13 protein-coding genes are annotated in these 20,894 nt (G+C 62.6%); 7 read left to right on the top strand and 6 right to left on the bottom strand.

Annotation, left to right across the window (positions count from 1 at the left end):
- Position 1 precedes the first annotated feature (1 nt).
- The 3 genes from J2X53_RS06975 to J2X53_RS06965 all read right to left on the bottom strand — a co-directional run bounded on the left by J2X53_RS06975 (position 2) and on the right by J2X53_RS06965 (position 9,250).
- Positions 2–6,409, bottom strand: a complete 6,408-nt coding sequence (locus tag J2X53_RS06975; protein WP_349036753.1) for a beta-ketoacyl synthase N-terminal-like domain-containing protein — start codon at positions 6,407–6,409, stop codon at positions 2–4.
- 76 nt (positions 6,410–6,485) lie between these two features.
- Positions 6,486–7,778 (bottom strand): glycosyltransferase family 4 protein, encoded by a 1,293-nt coding sequence (locus tag J2X53_RS06970; RefSeq protein ID WP_349036752.1) that lies wholly within the window; start codon positions 7,776–7,778, stop codon positions 6,486–6,488.
- The gene (locus J2X53_RS06965; protein ID WP_349036751.1) at positions 7,775–9,250 is read right to left on the bottom strand and encodes a hypothetical protein; all 1,476 of its coding nucleotides are present in this window, start codon (positions 9,248–9,250) and stop codon (positions 7,775–7,777) included. Before J2X53_RS06965 ends, J2X53_RS06970 begins: the two co-directional genes overlap by 4 nt.
- A gap of 177 nt (positions 9,251–9,427) precedes the next feature.
- Between J2X53_RS06965 and J2X53_RS06960 the strand changes: the two genes are divergently transcribed.
- Entirely contained in the window at positions 9,428–9,727 is a 300-nt protein-coding gene (locus J2X53_RS06960; RefSeq protein ID WP_349036750.1) for a hypothetical protein, read from the top strand.
- A 48-nt stretch (positions 9,728–9,775) separates the two neighbouring features.
- Here the strand turns inward: J2X53_RS06960 and J2X53_RS06955 are convergent, their stop codons facing one another.
- The 3 genes from J2X53_RS06955 to J2X53_RS06945 form a co-directional block, all read right to left on the bottom strand.
- Positions 9,776–11,074, bottom strand: coding sequence for an MATE family efflux transporter (locus J2X53_RS06955; protein ID WP_349036749.1), 1,299 nt, complete (start codon positions 11,072–11,074; stop codon positions 9,776–9,778).
- A gap of 183 nt (positions 11,075–11,257) precedes the next feature.
- Positions 11,258–11,911 carry a GntR family transcriptional regulator gene (locus tag J2X53_RS06950; RefSeq protein WP_349036748.1) on the bottom strand — a complete coding sequence of 218 codons (654 nt, stop codon included), beginning with the start codon at positions 11,909–11,911 and terminating at the stop codon, positions 11,258–11,260.
- 99 nt (positions 11,912–12,010) lie between these two features.
- Positions 12,011–13,261 (bottom strand): enolase C-terminal domain-like protein, encoded by a 1,251-nt coding sequence (locus J2X53_RS06945; protein WP_349036747.1) that lies wholly within the window; start codon positions 13,259–13,261, stop codon positions 12,011–12,013.
- Positions 13,262–13,421: 160 nt separating this feature from the next.
- Here J2X53_RS06945 and ugpC point away from each other — a divergent pair, with 160 nt between their 5' ends.
- From ugpC to J2X53_RS06915, 6 genes are all read left to right on the top strand, one after another.
- Complete coding sequence (gene ugpC, locus J2X53_RS06940; RefSeq protein WP_349036746.1) at positions 13,422–14,525, top strand: sn-glycerol-3-phosphate ABC transporter ATP-binding protein UgpC; 1,104 nt, start codon at positions 13,422–13,424, stop codon at positions 14,523–14,525.
- Positions 14,522–15,517 (top strand): ABC transporter permease subunit, encoded by a 996-nt coding sequence (locus J2X53_RS06935; RefSeq protein WP_349036745.1) that lies wholly within the window; start codon positions 14,522–14,524, stop codon positions 15,515–15,517. Before ugpC ends, J2X53_RS06935 begins: the two co-directional genes overlap by 4 nt.
- Before the next feature lie 13 nt (positions 15,518–15,530).
- A complete protein-coding gene (locus J2X53_RS06930) occupies positions 15,531–16,412 on the top strand; it encodes a carbohydrate ABC transporter permease (RefSeq protein WP_349036744.1) in 882 nt (293 codons plus the stop codon).
- Positions 16,413–16,444: 32 nt separating this feature from the next.
- Positions 16,445–18,013, top strand: coding sequence for an extracellular solute-binding protein (locus J2X53_RS06925; RefSeq protein WP_349036743.1), 1,569 nt, complete (start codon positions 16,445–16,447; stop codon positions 18,011–18,013).
- A gap of 87 nt (positions 18,014–18,100) precedes the next feature.
- Complete coding sequence (locus J2X53_RS06920; RefSeq protein ID WP_349036742.1) at positions 18,101–20,443, top strand: DUF4962 domain-containing protein; 2,343 nt, start codon at positions 18,101–18,103, stop codon at positions 20,441–20,443.
- Positions 20,444–20,467: 24 nt separating this feature from the next.
- A complete protein-coding gene (locus J2X53_RS06915; RefSeq protein WP_349036741.1) occupies positions 20,468–20,809 on the top strand; it encodes a cupin domain-containing protein in 342 nt (113 codons plus the stop codon).
- Positions 20,810–20,894: the final 85 nt, after the last annotated feature.

Here is a 20,894-nt window from a genome sequence, read left to right as displayed (position 1 = left end):
GCTATTCCGCCGCCTGTGCCAGCCGCGTCACCGGGGCAGGCCCTTCGGCCGCCGCGATCACCGCGCGCATCCGGGCCGACAGCACACGCACATTCGGCTCCAGCACCATGGAGTCATGATCCCCCGGGACCTCGATCACCTCCAGCGCGGGCGCGAACTGGCTCAGGTCATTGTCATGCAGCACAAACTCCCGCGCCGCACTGACCCAGCGGCCACCCGTCACCTGCCAGCGTTTGTCCAGCGGCGGGCGGAACAGAACCACCGCCCCCTGACGCGGGGCCATGTCGTAGACAGGCAAGGCCGCGCGGAACGCCGCCTCGATCGCCTGATTGTGGAAGGCGCCGTCATCCTCAGACACCGCGCCCTGTGCCTGCTTCCACGCCTGTTTTTCGCGCCACCAGCGGGTAAGGAACGCCGGGCCCTCGGCCCGCAGCTCCGCCACCCGGATCATCAGCTTGTCTCGCTTTGACAGCGTGGGGCGCAAGGGCACCGGGGTATCCAGCAGCACCACCAGCGGCACCGCCTCGCCTGCCGCTTCCAGCTGCCGCGCGATTTCCCAGGCGATCAGACCACCGCCGGAGAAGCCGCCCAGAAGGTAAGGACCATGCGGTTGCACTTGCCGCATCTCGGCGATGTAGTCGCGGGCGGCCGTCACGAAATCGGAATGCGGCGTCGCATCGCCATACAGCCCGCGCGCCTGCAAGCCATAGAAAGGCCGGTCGCCGCCCAACAGCTGCGCCAGGTGGCGCAGGTTCAGCACGTTGCCGAACATGCCTGCGACAAGGAAGAACGGTGTCTTTGCCCCGCCCTCCCCACGCCCTTCGCCTTTGTGCATCGGCACGATATGGGTGAACCGGCGCGGCGCGACCCTTGCCACCTCCGGCTTGGGCTCGCCGCTGTCCTGCGGGCCGATCTGGTCTTCGATCAGGCCGGCGCAGGCCGCAATCGTCGGGGCCTCGAACAGCACCGAGATCGGGAAATCGACGCGATAAGCCTTTTTCACCATTGCAAACAGCCGCACCGCGATCAGGCTGTGGCCGCCAAGGTCAAAGAAGCTGTCATTGACCCCGACCTTTGCCACCCCCAGCAGATCCTGCCAGAATCCCACCAAGGTGCGTTCAATGTCGTTGCGCGGTTCGACATAATCGCTGTCCAGATCGGGCCGCTCAAAGCTGGTGCCTTCACTGCGCGCCGCCTCAGTCACCGCCGCGCTACGGATCAGCGCGGGCAGGTCCAGCGACGAGACGATGATCTGGCTTTGGCCCAGCGCCACCGCGCGGCCAAAGGCCATCGCCCCTTCGGCGGGGCGGATGCCTTGCGAGAAGGCATGCAGGAGGCGTTCTTCGGCGGGCGACTTTGGCTTGTCCTGCACCGTGTCAAATTCCAGACTGCGCGGGTCGGGCGGGGACAGGCGCAGGCCCCCTTCAAGGCGATGAATGGTAAAGCCCTCTACCTCGATGCAGACCTCGCCCTCTGGCGTGGCCAGCGTCACGTCAAACATCGCCGTGCCGCGCGCGGCCGTATTGGCCCCGGCATTGCGCATATGGCTGACAATGCTGGCTGGCAGCGGGCGATAGACCCGCACCCGGGCATAGGACACCGGCACCCAGAGGTGACCCGGCTGGTAGCCGTCGATCAGCCCCATGGCCCAGCCGGTCGCCAGATCCATCAACGCCGGATGGATGCGCCAGCCCTGATCCGGCTCGCGCTTGAACGGCTCTGGCAAGGCCAGATGCGCCAGCCCTTCGCCCGCGCCGATGCTGCGCTGTGATAGCACCCGCCAGCGCGGGCCAAAGTCCAGATGTGCCTCTTGCGGGCTGGCCAATCCCTCGCCGACCTCTGGCTCTGGCAACCGCGCCGCAATCGCCGCCACGTCGACCCGCGGCGGCGTTGCGGTCAAGGGCAGCATCTGGGCAGAGGCGTGCAGCAGCCAACCGGTGCGGCCCTTTGTCGTCAGGGCGGAGTGCAGGTCGAACCCGTAGCCCTCATCACTGCGCAGCATCCGTGCCCGAACGGCGCGCGGCTCTGCCACATCCAAGGCGCGGAAGAATGTAAGATCGCGGATTTCAAACCCGTCGCCTTCGCCCTGCGCCGCCCATGCTTCGGCCATCACCTCGAGATAGCCGGTGCCGGGGATCAGCGCGGTGCCGTCCTTGGTGCGGTGGCCGTCGAGCACCCAACGGTCCAGCCCGTAGGTCGCGTGGAACACCCGGTTGCCATCGCGGTCAAACCCGGACTCATCGAGCATCGGCGCGTTGACGGGCAGGCGTGGCGCTTCGACCCGACCGGCGCGGTCGGCGAGGGCCTCGGCGGCCATGCCGACGCCTTGCCAGATGCCCCAGTTCAGCGCGACAACCTTGGTCTTCCCGCCCGCCCGATGCTTGGCATAGGCGTTCAGGTATTCATTCGCCGCCACATAGTCGATCTGCCCCGCAGGTCCGGTCACGGTGGAGGTGGAAGAGAACAGCACCAAGAGCGTAATCGTGCCGTCGGGGAACAGCCGCTCCAGCACCTGCGTGCCGTGCAGTTTGGGGGCGAAGACCTCTTCCACTTCGGCCGGGGTCTTGACCATGAGCGGGCCGTCATCGACCACGCCCGCCGCGTGGATCACGGTATGCACGGGACCAAAGCGGGTCTCACCCGCCGTCTTTGCCGCCTGCATCTCCACCACATTGGCCACATCGGCGCGGGCCACCAGCACTTCGCCGCCCAGCGCTTCCAGCCGTTGCAGCGCCAGAATGCGCCGCGCCAGCGGATCACCGGGGCTGGCCTTGGCCAGCAGCGCGGGCCACAGCCCGCGTTCGGGCAAGGGCCGCCGCGCGATCAGGGTGATCTTCACACCAAACCGCCGGATCAGATCTTCGGCCACGGTCAGCCCGATGCCGCCAAAGCCGCCGGTGATCAGCACATGCGCGCCCTGCGGCAGATCGAGCCCAGCCTCGGGCAAGGGGACGGGCCGGACGCCGCACTCATACCGCCGCCCCTTGCGCCAGGCGGCAATCGCGGGCTGGTCTGACAGCACTTCTTCCAGCACCATTTCCGTGGCGTCGCCCGGCCCCAGATCCAGAGTGCCCACCAGCACCCCCGGCACCTCACGCGGGATGACCCGCGCCGGGCCAAGCACCATGGCTTTCTCGGGATAGGCCAGCGCCTCGCCCTTGACCTGCGCCGCCCCTGTGGTCAGCACCGTGATGCGCATGGGGCGCGGCAGGCTTTCTTCGGCCAGCGCCTGACCGAGGAAGAGCAGGGCGTAAAAGCCCTGTTCGATGTTGCGGTGCAGGAAGCTGGAGCCGGGGCGGAAGGTTTCCTTGCCGGTCACCAGCCAGCCGTGGATGATCCGGCTGGGCGCCAGCCCTCGTGCCACCAGATCGCGGATCAGACTGTCATAGCCTTCGCGCCCGCGCTCTGGCGACAGGCGGTAATCGCCCTGCGCATCGCGGGCAAAGGCATCGCCCGCCCGGACGCGCACAACGCGGTGCCCGGCCTGCGTGAGCCGGTCGGCGACGGTGGCGCATAGGCCGGTGTCATCGAGGAAGATCAGCCAGGTTTCCGGCGTGGTTTCGGCCAGATCGTCCAGATCAAAGCCCGCCGCGACGGAGCGCCAGTGCGGGCGCCAGCCCCAGCCGGCCAGATCGTCGATCCGCATCGGCAGCGCCTCGGCCTCCACCGTCTGCCCCTCGGCGGGCGCGATGAAATAGGGTTTGCGCTGGAACGCGTAGCCCGGCAACGGCACCCGCTGACGCGGGCCGATCCCCCAGACCGGCTGCCAATCCACCGCCACGCCGCAAGCCCAGAGGCGGGCGAGCGTGACCATGTGCCAGGCGTCATCCGCCATTTTTTGCTCGGGATGGCGCAGGGCCGGGATGACCTGGCCCGAGGCCAGACCATTGGCCTGCGCCAGCGACGACAGCGCCCGACCCGGCCCCATTTCCATGTAAACCCGCCCCGGTTCCGCCATCAGATGCGCCATGCAGGCGCGGAAGTTCACCGTGCCGCGCAGGTGCTGCACCCAATAGTCGGGGTCTGTGGCCTGTTGTGGGGTCAGTTCAATGCCGGTCCGGTTGGAGATGATGGGCAGGGTCGGCGGGTTCAGCGGAATGGAGCGCAGGTATTCGCCAAAGCGGGCGAGGATCGGCTCCAGCATCGCGGAATGGGCGGCGATGTCGATGGCGATGCGCTGGGTCTCTGTGCCTTCAGCCGCCAGTTTTTCTGCCAGCGCCACAAGCGTGGCGTCGGGGCCGGAGACAACGCAAAGGTCGGGCGCATTTATCGAGGCGATGTCCAGCGGGGCCGTCGGACCGGGGGCCAGCCCCCGGACCCCCGGGATATTTTTGCCAAGATAAAAGCCAAGGTGCGGAAGAGTTTCGCGCAAGGCGTCTTCTGACAGTGGGATGGAGAGCATGCCTCCGGGGGCGATGGTATCGAACAGGGTGCCGCGCAGGTGGACGAGGCCGATGCAGTCTTCAAAGCTGATCACTCCGGCCAGAGCGGCGGCGGTGTTTTCGCCCATCGAATGACCGACCAGAGCGGTGGGGGTGACGCCCCAGCTCTCGAACAGTTTGGCCAGCGCGTATTCGGTGATCATGATCAGCGGCAGCTGGACAGACGGCTTTTTCAGCGCCTCGGATGCGGCGGGTTCTGCCCCCGGTGCGGGCAGCCAGAGCGCGCGGATATTGTAATCCAGCTTTGGCTCCAGCACCGCGAGGCCGCGGTCCATCCAGTCGGCAAACACCGGCTCGGTTTCATAAAGATCGCGCGCCATTCCCGCATATTGCGCGCCGCCGCCGGGGAACATGAAGATGACCTCCGGGTCATCGCCCAGATGGTCATGGGTGAAGACGCGGCGCGGATCGTTGCTGTCCAGCAGGTCAGCCGCCGCCGCGTGGCTGTCGGCCACCAGCACCCGGCGCTTGTCAAAGGCGCGGCGGCCGTGTTTCAGGGTCCAGGCGACATCGGCGAGGGGTTGTTCGGGATGGCTGCGCAGATGCGTCGCCAGCCGGGCACTGGCGCTGTCGAGCGCCGCTTTGCTGCGCGCGGACAGCACCAGCGGCTGGAACGGCCAGTCGCTTTCCCCCGAAGGCGCGCGCGCAGGGGCGGCCTCCAGCACGGCATGGGCATTGGTGCCGCCCACGCCCAGCGAGTTGACGCCCGCCCGCAGCACCGGGGCCTGCCACGGCGTCAGCCGGTCATTGAGCCGGAACGGCGAGGAGTCAAAGTCGATTGCCGGGTTCGGGGACTCGTACCCCAGCGAGGGCGGCAGTTGGCGGTGATGCAGGGCGAGCGCCACCTTGATCAGGCTGGCGACACCCGCCGCCGTGTCCAGATGGCCGATGTTGGTCTTGACCGAGCCGATCCGGCACGACCCTACCGCATCGGTGGTTTCGCGGAAGGCGGCGGTCAGCGCCGCCACCTCGATCGGGTCGCCCAGATAGGTGCCGGTGCCATGGCATTCGACATAACTCACCGAGTCAGCCGACACCCCTGCCACCGCCTGCGCCTCGGCGATGCAGCGGGCCTGACCGTCGACCGACGGGGCCAGATAGCCCGCCTTGGCCGCGCCGTCGTTGTTGACCGCTGATCCTTTGATAATCGCCCAGATATGGTCGCCATCGCGCACCGCATCTTTGGCCCGGCGCAGCACCACGCAGCCCGCGCCGGAGCCGAACACCGTGCCCTGCGCCCGGTGATCGAAGGCGTGGCAGTGACCGTCGGGCGACAGGATCTCGCCTTCGGTATAGAGATAGCCGCGCGCGTGGGGCAGCTCGATGGTGACACCGCCCGCCAGCGCCATATCGCATTCGCCGTTCAGCAGCGCTTGCGCCGCGTAATGCACCGCCACCAATGACGTGGAGCAGGCGGTCTGCACGTTGATGCTCGGGCCCTTCAGATCAAGGATATGACTGACGCGGGTGGCCAGAAAATCCTTGTCATTGCCGGTATGGCGCAACAGGAACATGCCGGTCTGGTCCACCAGATCGCGGTGCGAGCACAGGTTGAAATAGAAATACGAGCCCATGCCGCAGCCAGCCCACACGCCGATGGGGCCGGGGAAGGATTCAGGCGGGTGACCGGCGTTTTCCAGCGCCTCCCAGGCCACTTCGAGGAATTGACGGTGTTGCGGGTCAAGGATCGCGGCTTCTTTCGGCGAAAAGCCGAAGAATTCGGCGTCGAAGGTTTCAAAGCCATCCAGAACCGCTGCTGCAGGCACGTAATTCGGCTTTGCCATCCGGGCCGCAGATTCCCCCGCCGCCAGCAAATCCGCCTCATCCAGCACCCGGATCGATTCAACCCCGTCGCGCAGGTTGCGCCAATAGGTTTCAATATCTGCCGCCCCCGGCAGATGCGCGGCCATGCCGACAATCGCAATGTCGGTATCGGAAAACTCAGGCGGCAACAGGGAATCGGACATATGGGAAACACTCGGCAGGCAAAGGTGGCCCTTTGTCTATGTATCAAACTTGACCAAAATAAGGAACCGGGCCGCGTTACTCCTGCCCGAAAGGGTCTGGTTTCGGCATGTCCGGACGAAGCACCCAGTCGTAAACACTGGCGATCTGGGCTGCCTTACGGTCCCAGGTGAACAGCAGCTGCACCCGCGCGCGGGCGGCATGCCCCCTGGCTGCAACCTCTTCGGGGTGGTCCACGCACCAGCCCAGCCGCTCAGACAGCCCGGCGATCACGCCTTCGCGCCCGGTGATCGGCACCTTCCAGCCGGTCGTATCGGTCACCAGCTCGGCAGGCCCGGCGTAATCGACCACGATGGGCGCAAGGCCCAGTGCCATCGCCTCGAGCACCACGCCGCCACCAAATTCGCGGATCGACGGAAAGGCCAGAAGCTGGCAACGCGCGGCGATGTCCTGCACCTGCGCATGGGCTTTCCAGCCGTGGAACAGGACCGCATCGCCAAACTCTGCCGCCTGCGCCCGAAGCGGGTCCATCATGTCGCCGTCGCCGATGATCTCGAGCACCAGACGGCCCTGACGCAGCAAGGGAGCCGCCGCTGCGATCAGCATATCGACGCCCTTGAGCGGCACCAGCCGCCCGATGAAGCACGCCCGCATCGGGCCCGGGCCGCCATGCTGGGCAACGGCGTTGAACCGGGCGGGGTCGATGGCATTTTCCGGCAGATAGATCACCCGGGCGTGGTGCTGCGCCGGGATGTCGCGCAAGGTCTGGCGCGAGCCGGCAAGGATCGCATCGGCCCGAAGGGTGGCCCGCCGACCCGGCAGCGCGCGATAGAGGCCGCGCACCTTGGACAGCCATTCGCGTTCACGCTTCATCTCGGCCTCGAACCCTTTGGGCCAGGGCACGCCGCCATTGATCGGGCCAAGCACGAAAGGCACCCCGGCGGCCCGGCATTTCGCCGCAATCAAGCTTTGCTGCACCGGCGACAACGGGGTGACGCGGTGCACCAGATCATAGCGCCCGGCGCGGATGTCCGCGCCAAAGCGCTGCCAGACCAGATGCTCGAAATACGGATAGCTGATCGTCGCCACCGCCTGCTGAATGGTCCAGCCGCCGCGCCCGCCCGACAGAAAGCTGCCCAGCTTCCACAAGGGCCGCGCCAGCGCCTCGGAGTCGATGGCGGTGAAGTCCACGCCCTCGACCATGCCCGCGCGCAGGAACGCGTCGCGGTTGCGCACCTGTGTCACCACATGCACATCGGCCACCTTTGCCAGCGCCCGCACCAGCGACCAGCCGACCAGCGGCACCGAAACCCATTCCGGGTTTGCCGCTTCGGCCAGCAGCAGCACACGCGGGCGGGAAATGCTGTTCATAGGACTGTCCTTCCCGGTTTCAGCATCGGATCGTCGCGGCGCTGCGCCGCCTTCCACCCTGCCCGCAATGCCTCGGCATGGCCCAGAACCGCGCCAGCCATCAGCCAGGTGAACGGGATCTGTGTGTCATTTGGCAACAGATCGAACAGGTTCACCGCCAGAATCAGGGTCACTGCGCAGGCGAACGGCGACAAGGCGGCAGAGCTCTGGCGCAAAGCCTCACGCGCCATCAGGGCGACGGGCAGGGCAAGCAGACCGAAGGCGGCGATATACCCGGCCCAGCCAAACGTGCCCAGCGCGATGATCCAGCCACCATCGGCAATCACATTGATCTCGCCTGTCACGGGGTCATGCAGCAATCCGCGCCCGTATAGCCCCCAGCCAAACCACGGCCGCGCCGCCGCGTGGTCCAGCAGCAGCTCTTCATTCAGAATACGGAACTGCAGCGAGGCCCCGCGTTCGGGGTTCAGCCCCATGGCAAAGCGCATGATCTCGTCCACCGGCACCAGATGCAGGCCGCGCAGCAGCGGATAGCTGATCACCACCGCTACAATCGCCCCGGCCACCAGCAGTTGCATCCGGCGTGACAGCACCATCACCACCGGCACCAGCAGTATTGCGTAAACCACCGGCCCGGCACTGCGACAGAACAGCAGCACCACCAGCAGATAGAGCGCAATCATCAGATAGCGAGGCCGCGCAGGCGCAGGCCCTGCGCGGAACAGAGTGACCGTCGCGATGAAACACATCATCGCAAAGAACGCGACCCACAGCCCGTGGGGCATGAACACAAAGGGCCGGAAGCCGCCAAAACGGATCGCCTGACTGAAATCATGTTGAAAAAATCCGTAAACCATCAGGTTCAGCTGCGGTGACAGCCGCGACTCCACCAGCATCGGCAACGAATAGATCAGCCCCGCCACCATCAGCGCCACCAGAATCGCCCGCATCGCCTGGTCTCCGGCCAGAAACCGGCGGGCCAGAAAAAACGGGATCAGCGCGATGACCTGATTGCCGACAACCGCAAGACTGTCATAAATCCGCAGCGCTGGTAGCGTCGCGCCCGGAAACCAGATCGCATCACTGTTGGTCAGCACCGTGGCAAACGGACTGAGGATATACAGCACGATCAGCCCGCGCCCGACCCATGACTCCGGCCAGATCCCGAACCGCTCGCGCAGCAGAAACAGCACAGCGGCCAGCGCCGCCAACCCGGCTGCCGCATCCTTGTCGATGTCCGGCACCAGCGGCAGATCCAGCGCCACCACCGGGGGCAGCAGCATATAGGCGCCAAGAACCGTCCAGATCAGCGCGCGTGCCGGATCCATCTTCGTGAACAGCATCCACGAAGCCACCGGCCACAGGGCCAGCATCAGATAGGCAAGCGGGTTTGCATCGGGCATCGGGGTCTGGCTGTCACTCTCCGGGGTCAGGCGATAGCATGGATCGGTGACGCTGTCGTGGCCCCTCAAGACGGCAGGATTTGGCCGGGAATGCGGCAGGTGAGGGGCGGGGCCCTGCCATACGCGTCAGGACGGCGGATGCGCCCGACCGGTAAATGCAGCCCTCTTGTCGCGGGGCAAGTTCCCCGGCACACTCAGGCACCAAGGGTTTCCCAGTTGTTTCATGTCATCCTTTTGGGGAAACTCATGTCAAACCGTACCTTTTTGATGTGCCTTGCCCTGCTGACCCCGGCGGCGGCTCTGCTGCTGTGGCTGCTGCATGGTGGGACGGATACGCCTTCGGTCGGGGGTGGCGGGTATGATCTGGGGCCGTTTATCTACAGCTGGTTGCTGACCCTGCTCAGCGGGGGCTGGACAGTCGGCGCGGGTCTGGCCGGGCTGGCGGGACAGGACCGCGAGGCAGGGTTGCGGGCGTTTGCCCTGGCCGCTGTGGGGCTGGCTGTGCTGGTGTTTACCCTTGTCCTGCACGGGTCTGATCTGACCTGATCCGCGCCAGTGACCGCCCTGCCTGCAAGCGGAAACGGCGGATTGTCATCAGCCCGAGATCGTTGACCGCTTCCAGTCGCCCCGTGCGAGGCGGCGGTGAAAGGCCGGGAACTTCAGCAATTCCTCCCACAGAAGAAACGACAGCACCCAGACGGCGGAGAGATCAAAATACAGGATCGCCACGGCGGTGGCCGGCACCCGGAACAGCCACTGTGCCCAGATGAAGATGTGCATGACATAGATCGTGTCGCCACTGGCCCGAAGGGTATTGCCACAGATCGCATTGGACCCTTTCGGAAAGGGCAGAACCAGCAGGACAGGCAGAAACGCCAGCAAGAGCATGCGTGTTTCCACGTTCAGGTCGGCATAGAGGGCATTTGCCGACAGACAGACGGCAAGCAGCAGCGCGGCCACGAGGGCGGATGCGACATTCGCCCCGCGCCACGCGCTTTTCAGAAAGCGGTCCAGCACCGCTGCCTGTTCTTTCTGGCCCAGCAGTTGCGCCACGATGATGCCGGTTGCCTGCGCCCATTGCATGCCGACAGTGCCGGTCACCATGATCCACGGTGCGATAAGCGTCATGGCGGCAAACTCGTTCACGGTGAGCTTTGCGTAGATCAGGGTGCAGATATGGGTCGCAATCGTCGCGCTCAGAAACGTTGCGGCTATGGGCAGGGAAAAGCCGATGTGCCGTTTGAGAGAGCCTGCGAAACTTGGCTGCCGCCACCCGGGAATACGCAGCAGATGGCCGTTGATCCGCAAGAACCGCAGGGCGAGAAACCCCACCTGAACCACAATGGCAATCACGCTGCCCATGGCCGCGCCGACAACGCCAAAGGCGGGCAGGCCCCAATATCCATGGATCAGCATGATACTGGTGACGACATTGATCGGCAGCGACAGACAAAAACTGTACAGCGGGGTGCGGGTTTCACCGCAGCCGTTGAAATAGCTGGAAAGGCATTGCCCGATGGCTTCGCCAAGGATCACCAGCGAGAATACGGCCAGATAGTCCTGTGCCAGTTGCGCAATTTCAACCGTCGGTGCCAACCAGCCGATCAACGCGCCCCCGAAAACCTGAATAGCGAGCAACCCGAGAACGCCGACGGCCAGACTGACTGTCATTCCAGAGGCCAGCGCCGATTTCAGAAAGACCGGATCGCCGGTGCCAAAGGCCTGCGCGGTACGGATCTGCATCGCATTGGCAAAGGCCAGAATCGCGCCCAGCACGAACCCTGCGATGGCCGCCGCCAGACCCATTGCGGCCAGCGCAGTCTCGCCCAGCGATGCCACCAGATAGGCGTCGATCACGACGGTGCCATGCAGAATGACTGCCTTCAGCGTCATTGGCCATGCCAGAGAAAACACATGGCGGGCTGTTGGCCCGGTCGGGAGGTCTGAGCGGTTCGGAGAAAGCGGAGAAGGCATCGGGCAAATGTTCCAAGGGGCGTCGCGGCGGCGACACCAATGCGCGGCAGGCTGTGATGCTGCAATCAGCCGGTTTGAGCGGGCTGGTATCGGCCAGCCGGGTCAGCTGTCCGGCGGCTCAAAGTAGTTGGCGTTGGTCACCGAGATACGCTCGATGGTTTTGTCCAGACGCGACAGGTGCAGCATCCCGATCTCGACTGCGCGGACCGGATCGTTTGCTTTCACCGCTTCGGCAATGGCCCGGTGATCCTGGACCAGTTCCGGCATGCGATCTTCTTTCGACAGGCCCAGCATGCACAGGCGATCAACCTTGGCCTTTTCAGCCAGAATGACATCAAAGGCGAATTCTGCCTTTGCGATATGGCAAAGCGTTTCGTGAAAGGCGTAATCAAGAGCGCCGAACCCATCAACGTTTCGATCAACGATTGCCTTTTCCTGCGCGGCAATCGCCGCATCCAAGCGCGCCGCTCCGTCTGCATCGCAATATCGGGCAGCGTGCCGCAAGACTTCGCCTTCGATTGCGGCGCGCACGAACCGGGCCTTTTCAATCTCGCGCATGGAAAAGCGCCGGACTTCGGTGGCCCGTTGCGGACGGATCACCAGCAGATCGAGATTGGCCAGACGGTTGAACGCATCCCGGACCGGCTGGCGGGATACGCCAAACCGGGCGGCCATGTCGGCCTCGGAAATCTTGTCGCCGGGTCTTAGCCGCAGAGACAGGATTTCCCCATGGAGATAATTGTAGATATCGTCCATGCATGGCCGTCGCTCGCTGGATTGAGGGGCTTGTGCCATTGCGTCATCTCCGTCCGGGTTTAGAGGCGTGCGGGACAATTCCCTGATCCATTTCTGTGATTACCAACGCGGCACCTTGCGCATATAATCGGGTTTGTATTTCAACATCTCGTCGGTGTCGTCCCGATCTTTGACCATGGCGAGATTATAAAGGGCGTGCAATTCGGCCACCGCTTCGTGGTCAAGCTCTACGCCCAGCCCCGGCCCTTCGGGCACCTGCAGGGCACCGTCTTTGAAAGCCGGGCGCCCGGCGCTGACGATTTCCTTGGTGGACCACGGGTAATGGGTGTCGCAATCATAGGTCAGACCCGGCGTCGCAGCGGCGACATGGCACATTGCAGCAAGCGAGATGCCCAGATGGGAGTTTGAGTGCATTGAAACACCCAGACCTGCCGCCCGGCAGATTTCGCCCAGGTGAATGCAGCCCCGTGGCCCGCGCCAATAGTGGTGATCGGACAGGATGATCTGAACGGCATCCTTTTTGACCGCTTCGATGATCTGTTCAAATTCGACCACGACCAGATTGGTCGCCAGTGGCATGCTGATCTGGGCCGACAGCTCTGCCATCGCATCCATGCCGCGGCACGGGTCTTCCAGATATTCCAGCACGCCATCGAGCTGATCAACAACACGTTTTGCGGTTGGCACGGTCCATGCGCCCATCGGGTCGATGCGCAAAGGGTGGTGCGGAAACGCCTCGCGCAGTTTGAGGATGGTTTCAACTTCGAGATCCGGTTCCAGCACACCGCCCTTGAGTTTGAGCGACCGGAACCCGTACTGGCTGACAAAGTCACGGGCTTGCGCGACCAAGGCGTCGGGCGTCATGATTTCGCCCATGATGTCAGGGCCAAAGGTCAGATCCTGCTTGGCGAATTTGAAGAACAGATAGCCGCCGAAAGGAATGGTCTTGCGCACGGCACCGCCCAGCAGGTCATAGAGCGGGCGGCCCGCATGTTTGCCTTGCAGATCAAGGCAGGCCAGTTCGAAGGCGCTATAGACCACATCTACCAGCTTGTGATCGGCCAGCGCCGTCGGGGCATTCACGCCGCCGGCATCTGGCAGGGCAGCTTCAGTACGCCGGCGCAGGTCGTGCAGATCATAGGGGTTCAGCCCTTCGAGAACCGGGGCTACCGTGCTCAGACCGGCCAGAGTTCGCTTTGCGCCATAGGTTTCGGCCAACCCGACCAGGCCGGTATCGGTGCGCACCTGAATCACAGACCGCAGGAAGACCGTGGAATGCACCCCCTTTGTGTTCGCAATCGGAACATCCGGAATCGCGATGGGGGTAACGGTGACTTCAATGACTTTCATGGGTTTCTTCCGGTGTTCGGATCTGACGACATGAGTCTCTTCCTACGCTATTCTAGACTAGTATACCAGATAAATTACTAGTATACCAGAATTACGGGCAAAGCGAATCGCTTGGCCCTGACTGCTGACGCTGTGGCGGCGGCATCCACAGGGGGGAAGCATGGCTGGCGTCAGTCTTACAGGAATCGTGAAAGCCTATGGTGCCCATCGGGTCGTTCATGGAATCGACCTGGAGGTGCAGGAAAAGGAATTTGTCGTGCTTGTCGGCCCATCAGGCTGTGGCAAGTCGACGACCCTGCGGATGATCGCAGGGCTGGAGGAAATCTCGGACGGGGATCTGAAGATCGACGGACGCAATGTGAACCGTGTCGCGCCGAAAGACCGCGACGTGGCGATGGTGTTTCAGAACTACGCGCTTTACCCGCATTTGAACGTTGCCGACAACATTGCCTTTGGTCTGCGTATCCGCAAGGAAAGCAAGGAAAAGATTGCCGCCTCGGTCAAGGAGGTCAGCGGCATTCTGGGGCTGACCGATTATCTTGACAGACGCCCGGCCGATCTGTCCGGCGGGCAGCGCCAGCGGGTTGCCATGGGGCGCGCCATTGTGCGGCAGCCCAAGGTCTTTTTGTTTGACGAGCCGCTGTCGAACCTTGATGCCAAGCTGCGCACCCAGATGCGGGCCGAGATCAAACGGCTGCACAAGCGGCTGGGTGCTACCTCGATCTACGTCACCCATGATCAGGTCGAGGCGATGACTTTGGCCGACCGCATTGTCGTCATGCATGACGGGCGGATCGAGCAGATCGGCACGCCGATGGATCTGTTCCTCAATCCTGCCAATACTTTTGTCGCAAGCTTTCTTGGCTCGCCGCCCATGAACATGGTCCGGGCGCGAATCGAGGCGGGCGAGACTGCGCCTGTCGCAGAGTTCGGCGGCCAGCGGGTCACGTTGCAACCCCTGCCCGCGTTGCGCGATGCTGTCGGGCAAGAGGTAACGCTGGGCATCCGGCCGGAGTTCGTGACGCTGGCCGATGAAAGTGTCGCTGACCGGGTCCGGCTGGAAGTCGACATCGTGGAAACGCTGGGATCGGAGGCGTTGATCCATGCCGTGCTGCAAGGCGAGCCTTTTGTCATCCGCACCGAGACGGTGGGGCAGAAAACCGTTCTGGACACCGTTTCGGGCTTCACCATCGCGCCGCATCTGATCCGCGTGTTTGACGCCAAAACCGGGCAGGCCCTGCCCGGGCAGGTGATGACCCAATGAGCAGCGATCCCAATGTCACAGGTCCGCGCACTGAAACGCTGGTCGCAGATGCGAGCGAGGCGCTGCGGCGGCGCAAGGGCAGCCGGGTTCAGCGCGTGGGCGACCACCTGAAGCGGGACTGGCAGCTGTATGTCATGCTGATCCCGACGATCCTGTGGCTGCTGATCTTTCTGTACAAGCCGATGTATGGGCTGCAGATCGCGTTCAAGGATTACTCGATCTTTCGGGGCGTGGCGGGCAGCCCCTGGGTGGGGCTGGAGCATTTTCAGACGCTGTTCGGCAATGAGCAGTTTCTGCGCGCGCTGAAGAACACGGTGATCATCAGCTTTTACAGTCTGATCTTCGGCTTTCCGATGCCGATCCTGCTGGCGTTGATGTTCAACGAGATTCTGCACCAGACCTTCAAGAAAACCGCGCAGACGATCGTGTATCTGCCGCATTTCATCTCTTCCGTGATCATCGCCGGAATCGTGATCACCGCGTTTTCGCCCTCGGCGGGGATCGTGAATACGGTTCTGGAATGGTTCGGGGTTGATCCGGTCTATTTCCTGACGCGGCCCGAATGGTTCCGCCCGATCTTTGTCGGCACCAGCATCTGGCAGGAGGCGGGGTTTCAGTCCATCGTCTATCTGGCGGCCATCGCCGGGGTTTCCCCCACGCTGTATGAAAGCGCGGTCGTTGACGGCGCAAGCCGCTGGCAGATGATGTGGAAAATCACCATTCCCTCGATCCTGCCGACGATCATCATCATGCTGATCATCCGCATCGGCAACATGCTCGAAGTCTCGTTCGAGATGATCATCCTGCTGTATCAGCCCGCCACCTACCAGACCGCCGATGTGGTCAACACCTTCATCTACCGTCAGGGCATTCAGGGCGGGCAGTACGATCTTGCCGCCGCCGCAGGTCTGTTCAACGCGGGCGTGGCCTTTGTTCTGGTGATGACTGCCAACACCATCGCGAAGCGCTATTCGCGCACGTCATTGTGGTGAGGGGGACGACGCCATGACCAACATGAACCTCTATTCCCGTGGTGACAGGGCGTTTGTCATCCTCAACATGGTGCTGATCGGGCTGTTCACGATTTCCACCCTGTACCCGTTTATCTACATCGGCTCGCTGTCGCTGAGCAGCGGGTTCGAGGCGCGGGCCGGAAATGTCATTCTGACCCCGGTCGGCTTTACGCTGGAGGCCTATAAGCGGGTGCTGGCCGAGCCGTTGTTCTGGGCATCGTACAAGAACACCTTTATCTACACCATCGGCGGCACGCTGATGAGCCTCGCGTTCATCATTCCGGGGGCCTATGCCCTATCGCGTCCGCAGCTTTACGGGCGGCGGTTCTGGAACCTGATGGTTGCCTTCACCATGTGGTTTCACGCCGGCATGATCCCGTTCTTTCTGAACATGCGCGATCTGGGCCTACTGGACAGCTACTTTGGCATCATCATCGGCTTTGCCGTCAACGGGTTCAACATCATCCTGTTGCGCAACTTTTTTGAAGGCATCCCGCAAAGCTTTGAAGAGGCGGCGCGGATGGATGGCGCCAGCGAATTCCAGGTGCTCTGGAAAGTCTACATGCCGCTCTCAAAGCCTGCCATCGCCACGGTTGCGCTGTTTTGCATCGTCTCGCGCTGGAACGGGTTTTTCTGGGCCATGGTTCTGTTGCAGGACGAAAGCAAGATCCCGCTGCAGGTCTATCTGCGCAAGGTGATTGCAGAACTGAGCGACGACGAAGAGTTCGCCAACTCGCTCATGACTGCCGCGTATTCCTTCGAGACGGTCAGTGCGGCCATCATGGTCTGCTCGATCATCCCGATCCTGCTCATCTACCCGTTCCTTCAGAAGTATTTCTCAAAGGGCATCCTGCTGGGCGGGGTCAAGGAATGACGCGGAATTTCGTATCAAGGGAGGAAACCAACATGCGAAACCTAAAGGTGGCACTTGCCATTCTCGGCTCTACCGCCATGACCACGCCGGTATTTGCCGACGAGCATCTGAAAATCGTCGACACACCGCTGGAGCTGACCATCCACATGCATTGGCCCCGCGCCCAGGGCTATGGCGTGGGAGGCGACACCAGCAAGATCTATCCGGTCGAACAGGCGGCCCGCGAGATGACGGGGATTCATCTGATCGACAAGACCTCGGGTCGCAATACGACGAACAACAGCGAGGCGATGAACCTGTTGCTTGCGACAGGTGATCTGCCGGACATCGTGGGCGGCAACGCGATTCAGCAGCCGGTGAACCAGTATGGGCCGGAAGGTGCCTTTGTGCCGCTGAATGATCTGGTCAGGGAACATGCCCCGAACATTCAGGCGTTCTGGGATGAAAACCCCGGTCTGATGGAGGCGATTTCTGCGGCGGACGGCAATTACTACTACATTCCCTATCTGCCGGACGGCAAATTTGGCCGGGCGTGGTACATCCGTCAGGACTGGCTGGACAAGCTGGGGCTGGAGCAACCGCAGAACGTTGACGAATATTATCAGGTGCTGAAGGCATTCCGGGAACAGGACCCGAATGGCAATGGCCGCAAGGATGAAATTCCCTATTTCGGCCGTCAGTGGGAAGAGGTGCTGCGGCTGCTGAACCTGTGGGATGCGCGGTCATCCGGTTCGGACACCTATCACGATTTCTATGTGAACGATGACGGTCAGGTGGTGCATCCCTATGCGCAAGAGGCTTATCGCGTTGGTCTGTCCAACATTGCCAAGTGGTATGCCGAAGGGCTGATCGACCCCGAAATCTTTACCCGGGGCGCATCGTCGCGCGATTATCTGCTGTCTGAAAACCTTGGCGGATCGACCCATGACTGGTTCGCCTCGACCTCGGGATACAATATCCCGCTGGCTGAAAAGGTGCCGGGAATGAACTTCATTCCGTTTCTGCCGCCCGCGTCGGTCAATGGCGTGCGGATGGAAGAACACCGCCGCATCCCGATCAAGCCAGACGGTTGGGCCATCAGCTATGCCAACGAGCATCCGGTCGAGACGATCAAGTATTTCGACTTCTTCTTCACGCCCGAAGGCAGCAACCTTGCCAACTTTGGCGTCGAGGGCAAGACCTGGGACATGGTGGATGGCGAGCCGGTCTATAAGCCAGAGGTGCTGAACAGCGATCAGCCCGTGAACAGCCAGATGTATCTGGAAGGCGCACAGATCTTTCGCGGCTATCCGCAGGATTACCGCTATGAATGGCAATGGACCTCTGAGGCCGCCCGCGAAGGCATCGAGCTTTATGAGGCGAATGATCTGCTGATCGACCAGTTCCTTGGCGTTGCGTTCAACGCAGAGGAACAGGCGGTCTATGACAAGTTCTGGCCCTCGCTCTTGACCTACATGCTGGAGCGTCAGCAGGCCTGGATCCTTGGCAGCGGCAATGTCGAAGCGGACTGGGACGCCTATCTCTCCACGCTGGACAGAATGGGCTATGCGCAGGTCATCGAAGTGATGAACTCGGCCCACAAGCGGCAATACGGCGGCTGAGCCGGACACCGTTGCCGCCTGCCGGACACCGGCGGGCGGCACCCTTCCCATGCATGATTGCAAGACAGGGCACGAGGAACCACTTTGATGCCGATACCTTCCCACGACTCAAAAGCCTATCTCGACGAACCTGCTGCCGGGCGTCTCAACATCCAGTATGCGCCCGGCCCGGATGACACGCTGGCCGAGAACCCGCCCCGGTTCACCTGGCTGCCGGTGGTCGAAGACGAGGCGGCCTATGTGCTGCGGCTGTCAACCGATCCCGAGTATCCGGCAAAGGCGACACAGCTTTTCACCAACATTCCCCTCAATTTCTTCACGCCCGATGCGGTGCTGGAACCGGGACCCTGGCATTGGTCATATGCAGTCTGGGACGCAAACTCCGCTGCCCCCGCGACCGCATGGAGCACCAGCCGCAGCTTTGTTGTGGCGGCCGATCTGCCAGCCACGCCCCTGCCCGGTCGCAAGGCGCGCTACAGCGGCGTTGATATGGGGCACCCACGCCTATGGCTTGGCCCGAAAAAGCTGGCGGCATTCCGCGACGCTGTTTCAGCCGACCCGGATCATTGCAGCTGGTCCAATTTTTACGAAAAATCGGTCCTGCCGTGGATGGACCGCGAGGTGATGCGCGAGCCGCAGGGCTATCCGAACCACCAGCGCGTCGCTGCGGTCTGGCGTCAGACCTACATTGATCTGCAAGAGCATTGGTATGCCATCCGTCATCTTGCCATCGGCGGCACGGTGACGGGCAACGCCGACATGCTGGCCCGCGCCAAGGACTGGCTGCTGGAAGCCGCATCATGGGACGTGTTCGGCACAACCTCGCGGGCCTATACCGACGAATGGGCGTACCGCGTCACCAACGGTCTGGCCTGGGGCTATGACTGGCTTTACGATGAACTGAACCCAGAGGAGCGCGCGAAAGTGCGCGCCGCGCTGCTGGAACGCACCCGCGACATCGCCCATCACGCGATCAAAAGCGCGAATATCCAGCTGTTCCCCTATGACAGCCACGCCGTCAGATCGGTTTCCCTGACGCTGATCCCGGCCTGCATCGCGCTCTTGGGCGATGAGGAAGACGACGGAGACGAGGTTCGGGAGTGGCTCGATTACTGCATCGAATTCCTGTTCACCGTCTACTCCCCCTGGGGTGACAGCGACGGCGGCTGGGCCGAGGGCACGAATTACTGGATGATGGGCATGGCCTATCTGATTGATGCCGCAAACCTGCTCAAATCCTTTACTGGTCTTGATCTTTACCAGCGTCCGTTCTTTCAGAACACCGGCGATTTCCCGTTGTACTGCAAAGCGCCCAACACGCGCCGTGCCTCTTTTGGTGACGACAGCACGATGGGGGATCTGCCGGGCATCAAGACCGGGCTGAACATGCGCCAGTTTGCCGGTGTGACCGGCAACGGCGAATACCAGTGGTATTGCGACGAACTGCTGCGGCTGAACCCCGGCACAGAAATGGCGTTTTACAACTATGGCTGGTGGGACACCCATTTCGATGAAATGACCTATCGGACCGACTACCCGTTTGTCGATCCCGTTCCGCCCAAAGGTGGGCTGCGATGGTTCAAGGGGATCGGCTGGGTCGGCGTGCAGCATGAGATGGCCAACCCTGACCAGCACATTCAGTTTGTGTTCAAATCGTCGCCCTTCGGGTCGATCAGCCACAGCCACGGCGATCAGAACGCGTTTTGCCTGTCGGCGTTCGGCGAGGATCTGGCGATTCAGCCGGGGTATTATGTGGCCTTCAACAGCACCATGCACCAGAAATGGCGTCGGCAGACACGGTCGAAAAACGCCATTCTGATCAATGGCAAAGGCCAGTATGCGGATCGCAACAAGGCCATGCAGATGCAGTCTACCGGCAGGATTCTGGCGGCAGAACAGCGCGAGGATCACATCTACATCAAGGGCGATGCCACCGCTGCCTATGCGTCGCTGTCGCCGGAGGTGACGCTGGTTGAGCGGGAAATCTATGTCTTCAACAACAGCTTCTTCGTCCTTGTCGATTCAATCGACGCCACTGAACCTGTGGGGATCGACTGGCTGTTGCATGCCAACCAGCCCTTTCAGCTTGGCAACCGGTCGTTCCGCAATACCGGCGACCGGGCCGGGTTCTATGGTGAGATCCTCTGGTCCGAAGGCGGACCCCCGACGCTTGAACAGGAAACCGGGTTTCCCGGGGTTGATCCGGCCGAATACGAAGGGTTGCCGGTCAGCACCTGCCTGACTGCCCGGTTCCCGAAAGCCGCGCGCCAGCGGATCGTGACCTTGCTGGTGCCCTATCCCAAAGACGCGCCGCGCCGGATTTTCCACTTCATCGACGATCAGGGCTACGACGCCGATTTCTACTTCACCGATGCCGAAGAGAACACGTTCAAGGTCGTTCTGAAAAAGCTGGCCGGCACGAGCATCTGAACGACAATACCAAGGAGGGGCCCGATGGCGGTCAGAAACTATTTCGCCGGAAACGAGACCGGTCTTGTGGATCTTGGCGGCGGCATCCGACGAAAGGTCACCGCCCATAACGACAATCTGATGTGTGTCGAGGTTCACTTTGACACCGGCGCTGTCGGCGCCCTGCACAGCCATCCGCATGAGCAGATCACCTACATCCTGTTGGGCCGGTTCGAGTTTACCATCGGCGATACGGTCAAGGTTCTGACCGCCGGGGACTCGACCTACAAGCAGCCGCATATCGAGCATGGGGCCGTCTGTCTGGAAGCAGGGGTGCTGCTGGATATCTTCACCCCCTGCCGTCAGGACTTTCTCGGCCCGGCCTGAGACGCATGGCGAGACCACGCACAGTCGTCGCACGCATTCCCGGCGGGATCACCGCCGGGCAGAGCTTCTTTGATCGCGAAACGCG

It is taken from the genome of Pseudotabrizicola sp. 4114 (assembly GCF_031457365.1).
Lineage (GTDB): Bacteria > Pseudomonadota > Alphaproteobacteria > Rhodobacterales > Rhodobacteraceae > Pseudotabrizicola.
Note: the sequence above shows the minus strand (reverse complement) of the source record. Positions and strands in the feature narration are given on the sequence as shown.

Coding starts and splice junctions, on each gene's coding strand:
- J2X53_RS06975 (WP_349036753.1), bottom strand. CDS start 6,409: ATGTCCGATTCCCTGTTGCCGCCTGAGTTTTCCGATACCGACATTGCG.
- J2X53_RS06970 (WP_349036752.1), bottom strand. CDS start 7,778: ATGAACAGCATTTCCCGCCCGCGTGTGCTGCTGCTGGCCGAAGCGGCA.
- J2X53_RS06960 (WP_349036750.1), top strand. CDS start 9,428: ATGTCAAACCGTACCTTTTTGATGTGCCTTGCCCTGCTGACCCCGGCG.
- J2X53_RS06955 (WP_349036749.1), bottom strand. CDS start 11,074: ATGACGCTGAAGGCAGTCATTCTGCATGGCACCGTCGTGATCGACGCC.
- J2X53_RS06950 (WP_349036748.1), bottom strand. CDS start 11,911: ATGGACGATATCTACAATTATCTCCATGGGGAAATCCTGTCTCTGCGG.
- J2X53_RS06945 (WP_349036747.1), bottom strand. CDS start 13,261: ATGAAAGTCATTGAAGTCACCGTTACCCCCATCGCGATTCCGGATGTT.
- ugpC (WP_349036746.1), top strand. CDS start 13,422: ATGGCTGGCGTCAGTCTTACAGGAATCGTGAAAGCCTATGGTGCCCAT.
- J2X53_RS06935 (WP_349036745.1), top strand. CDS start 14,522: ATGAGCAGCGATCCCAATGTCACAGGTCCGCGCACTGAAACGCTGGTC.
- J2X53_RS06930 (WP_349036744.1), top strand. CDS start 15,531: ATGACCAACATGAACCTCTATTCCCGTGGTGACAGGGCGTTTGTCATC.
- J2X53_RS06925 (WP_349036743.1), top strand. CDS start 16,445: ATGCGAAACCTAAAGGTGGCACTTGCCATTCTCGGCTCTACCGCCATG.
- J2X53_RS06920 (WP_349036742.1), top strand. CDS start 18,101: ATGCCGATACCTTCCCACGACTCAAAAGCCTATCTCGACGAACCTGCT.
- J2X53_RS06915 (WP_349036741.1), top strand. CDS start 20,468: ATGGCGGTCAGAAACTATTTCGCCGGAAACGAGACCGGTCTTGTGGAT.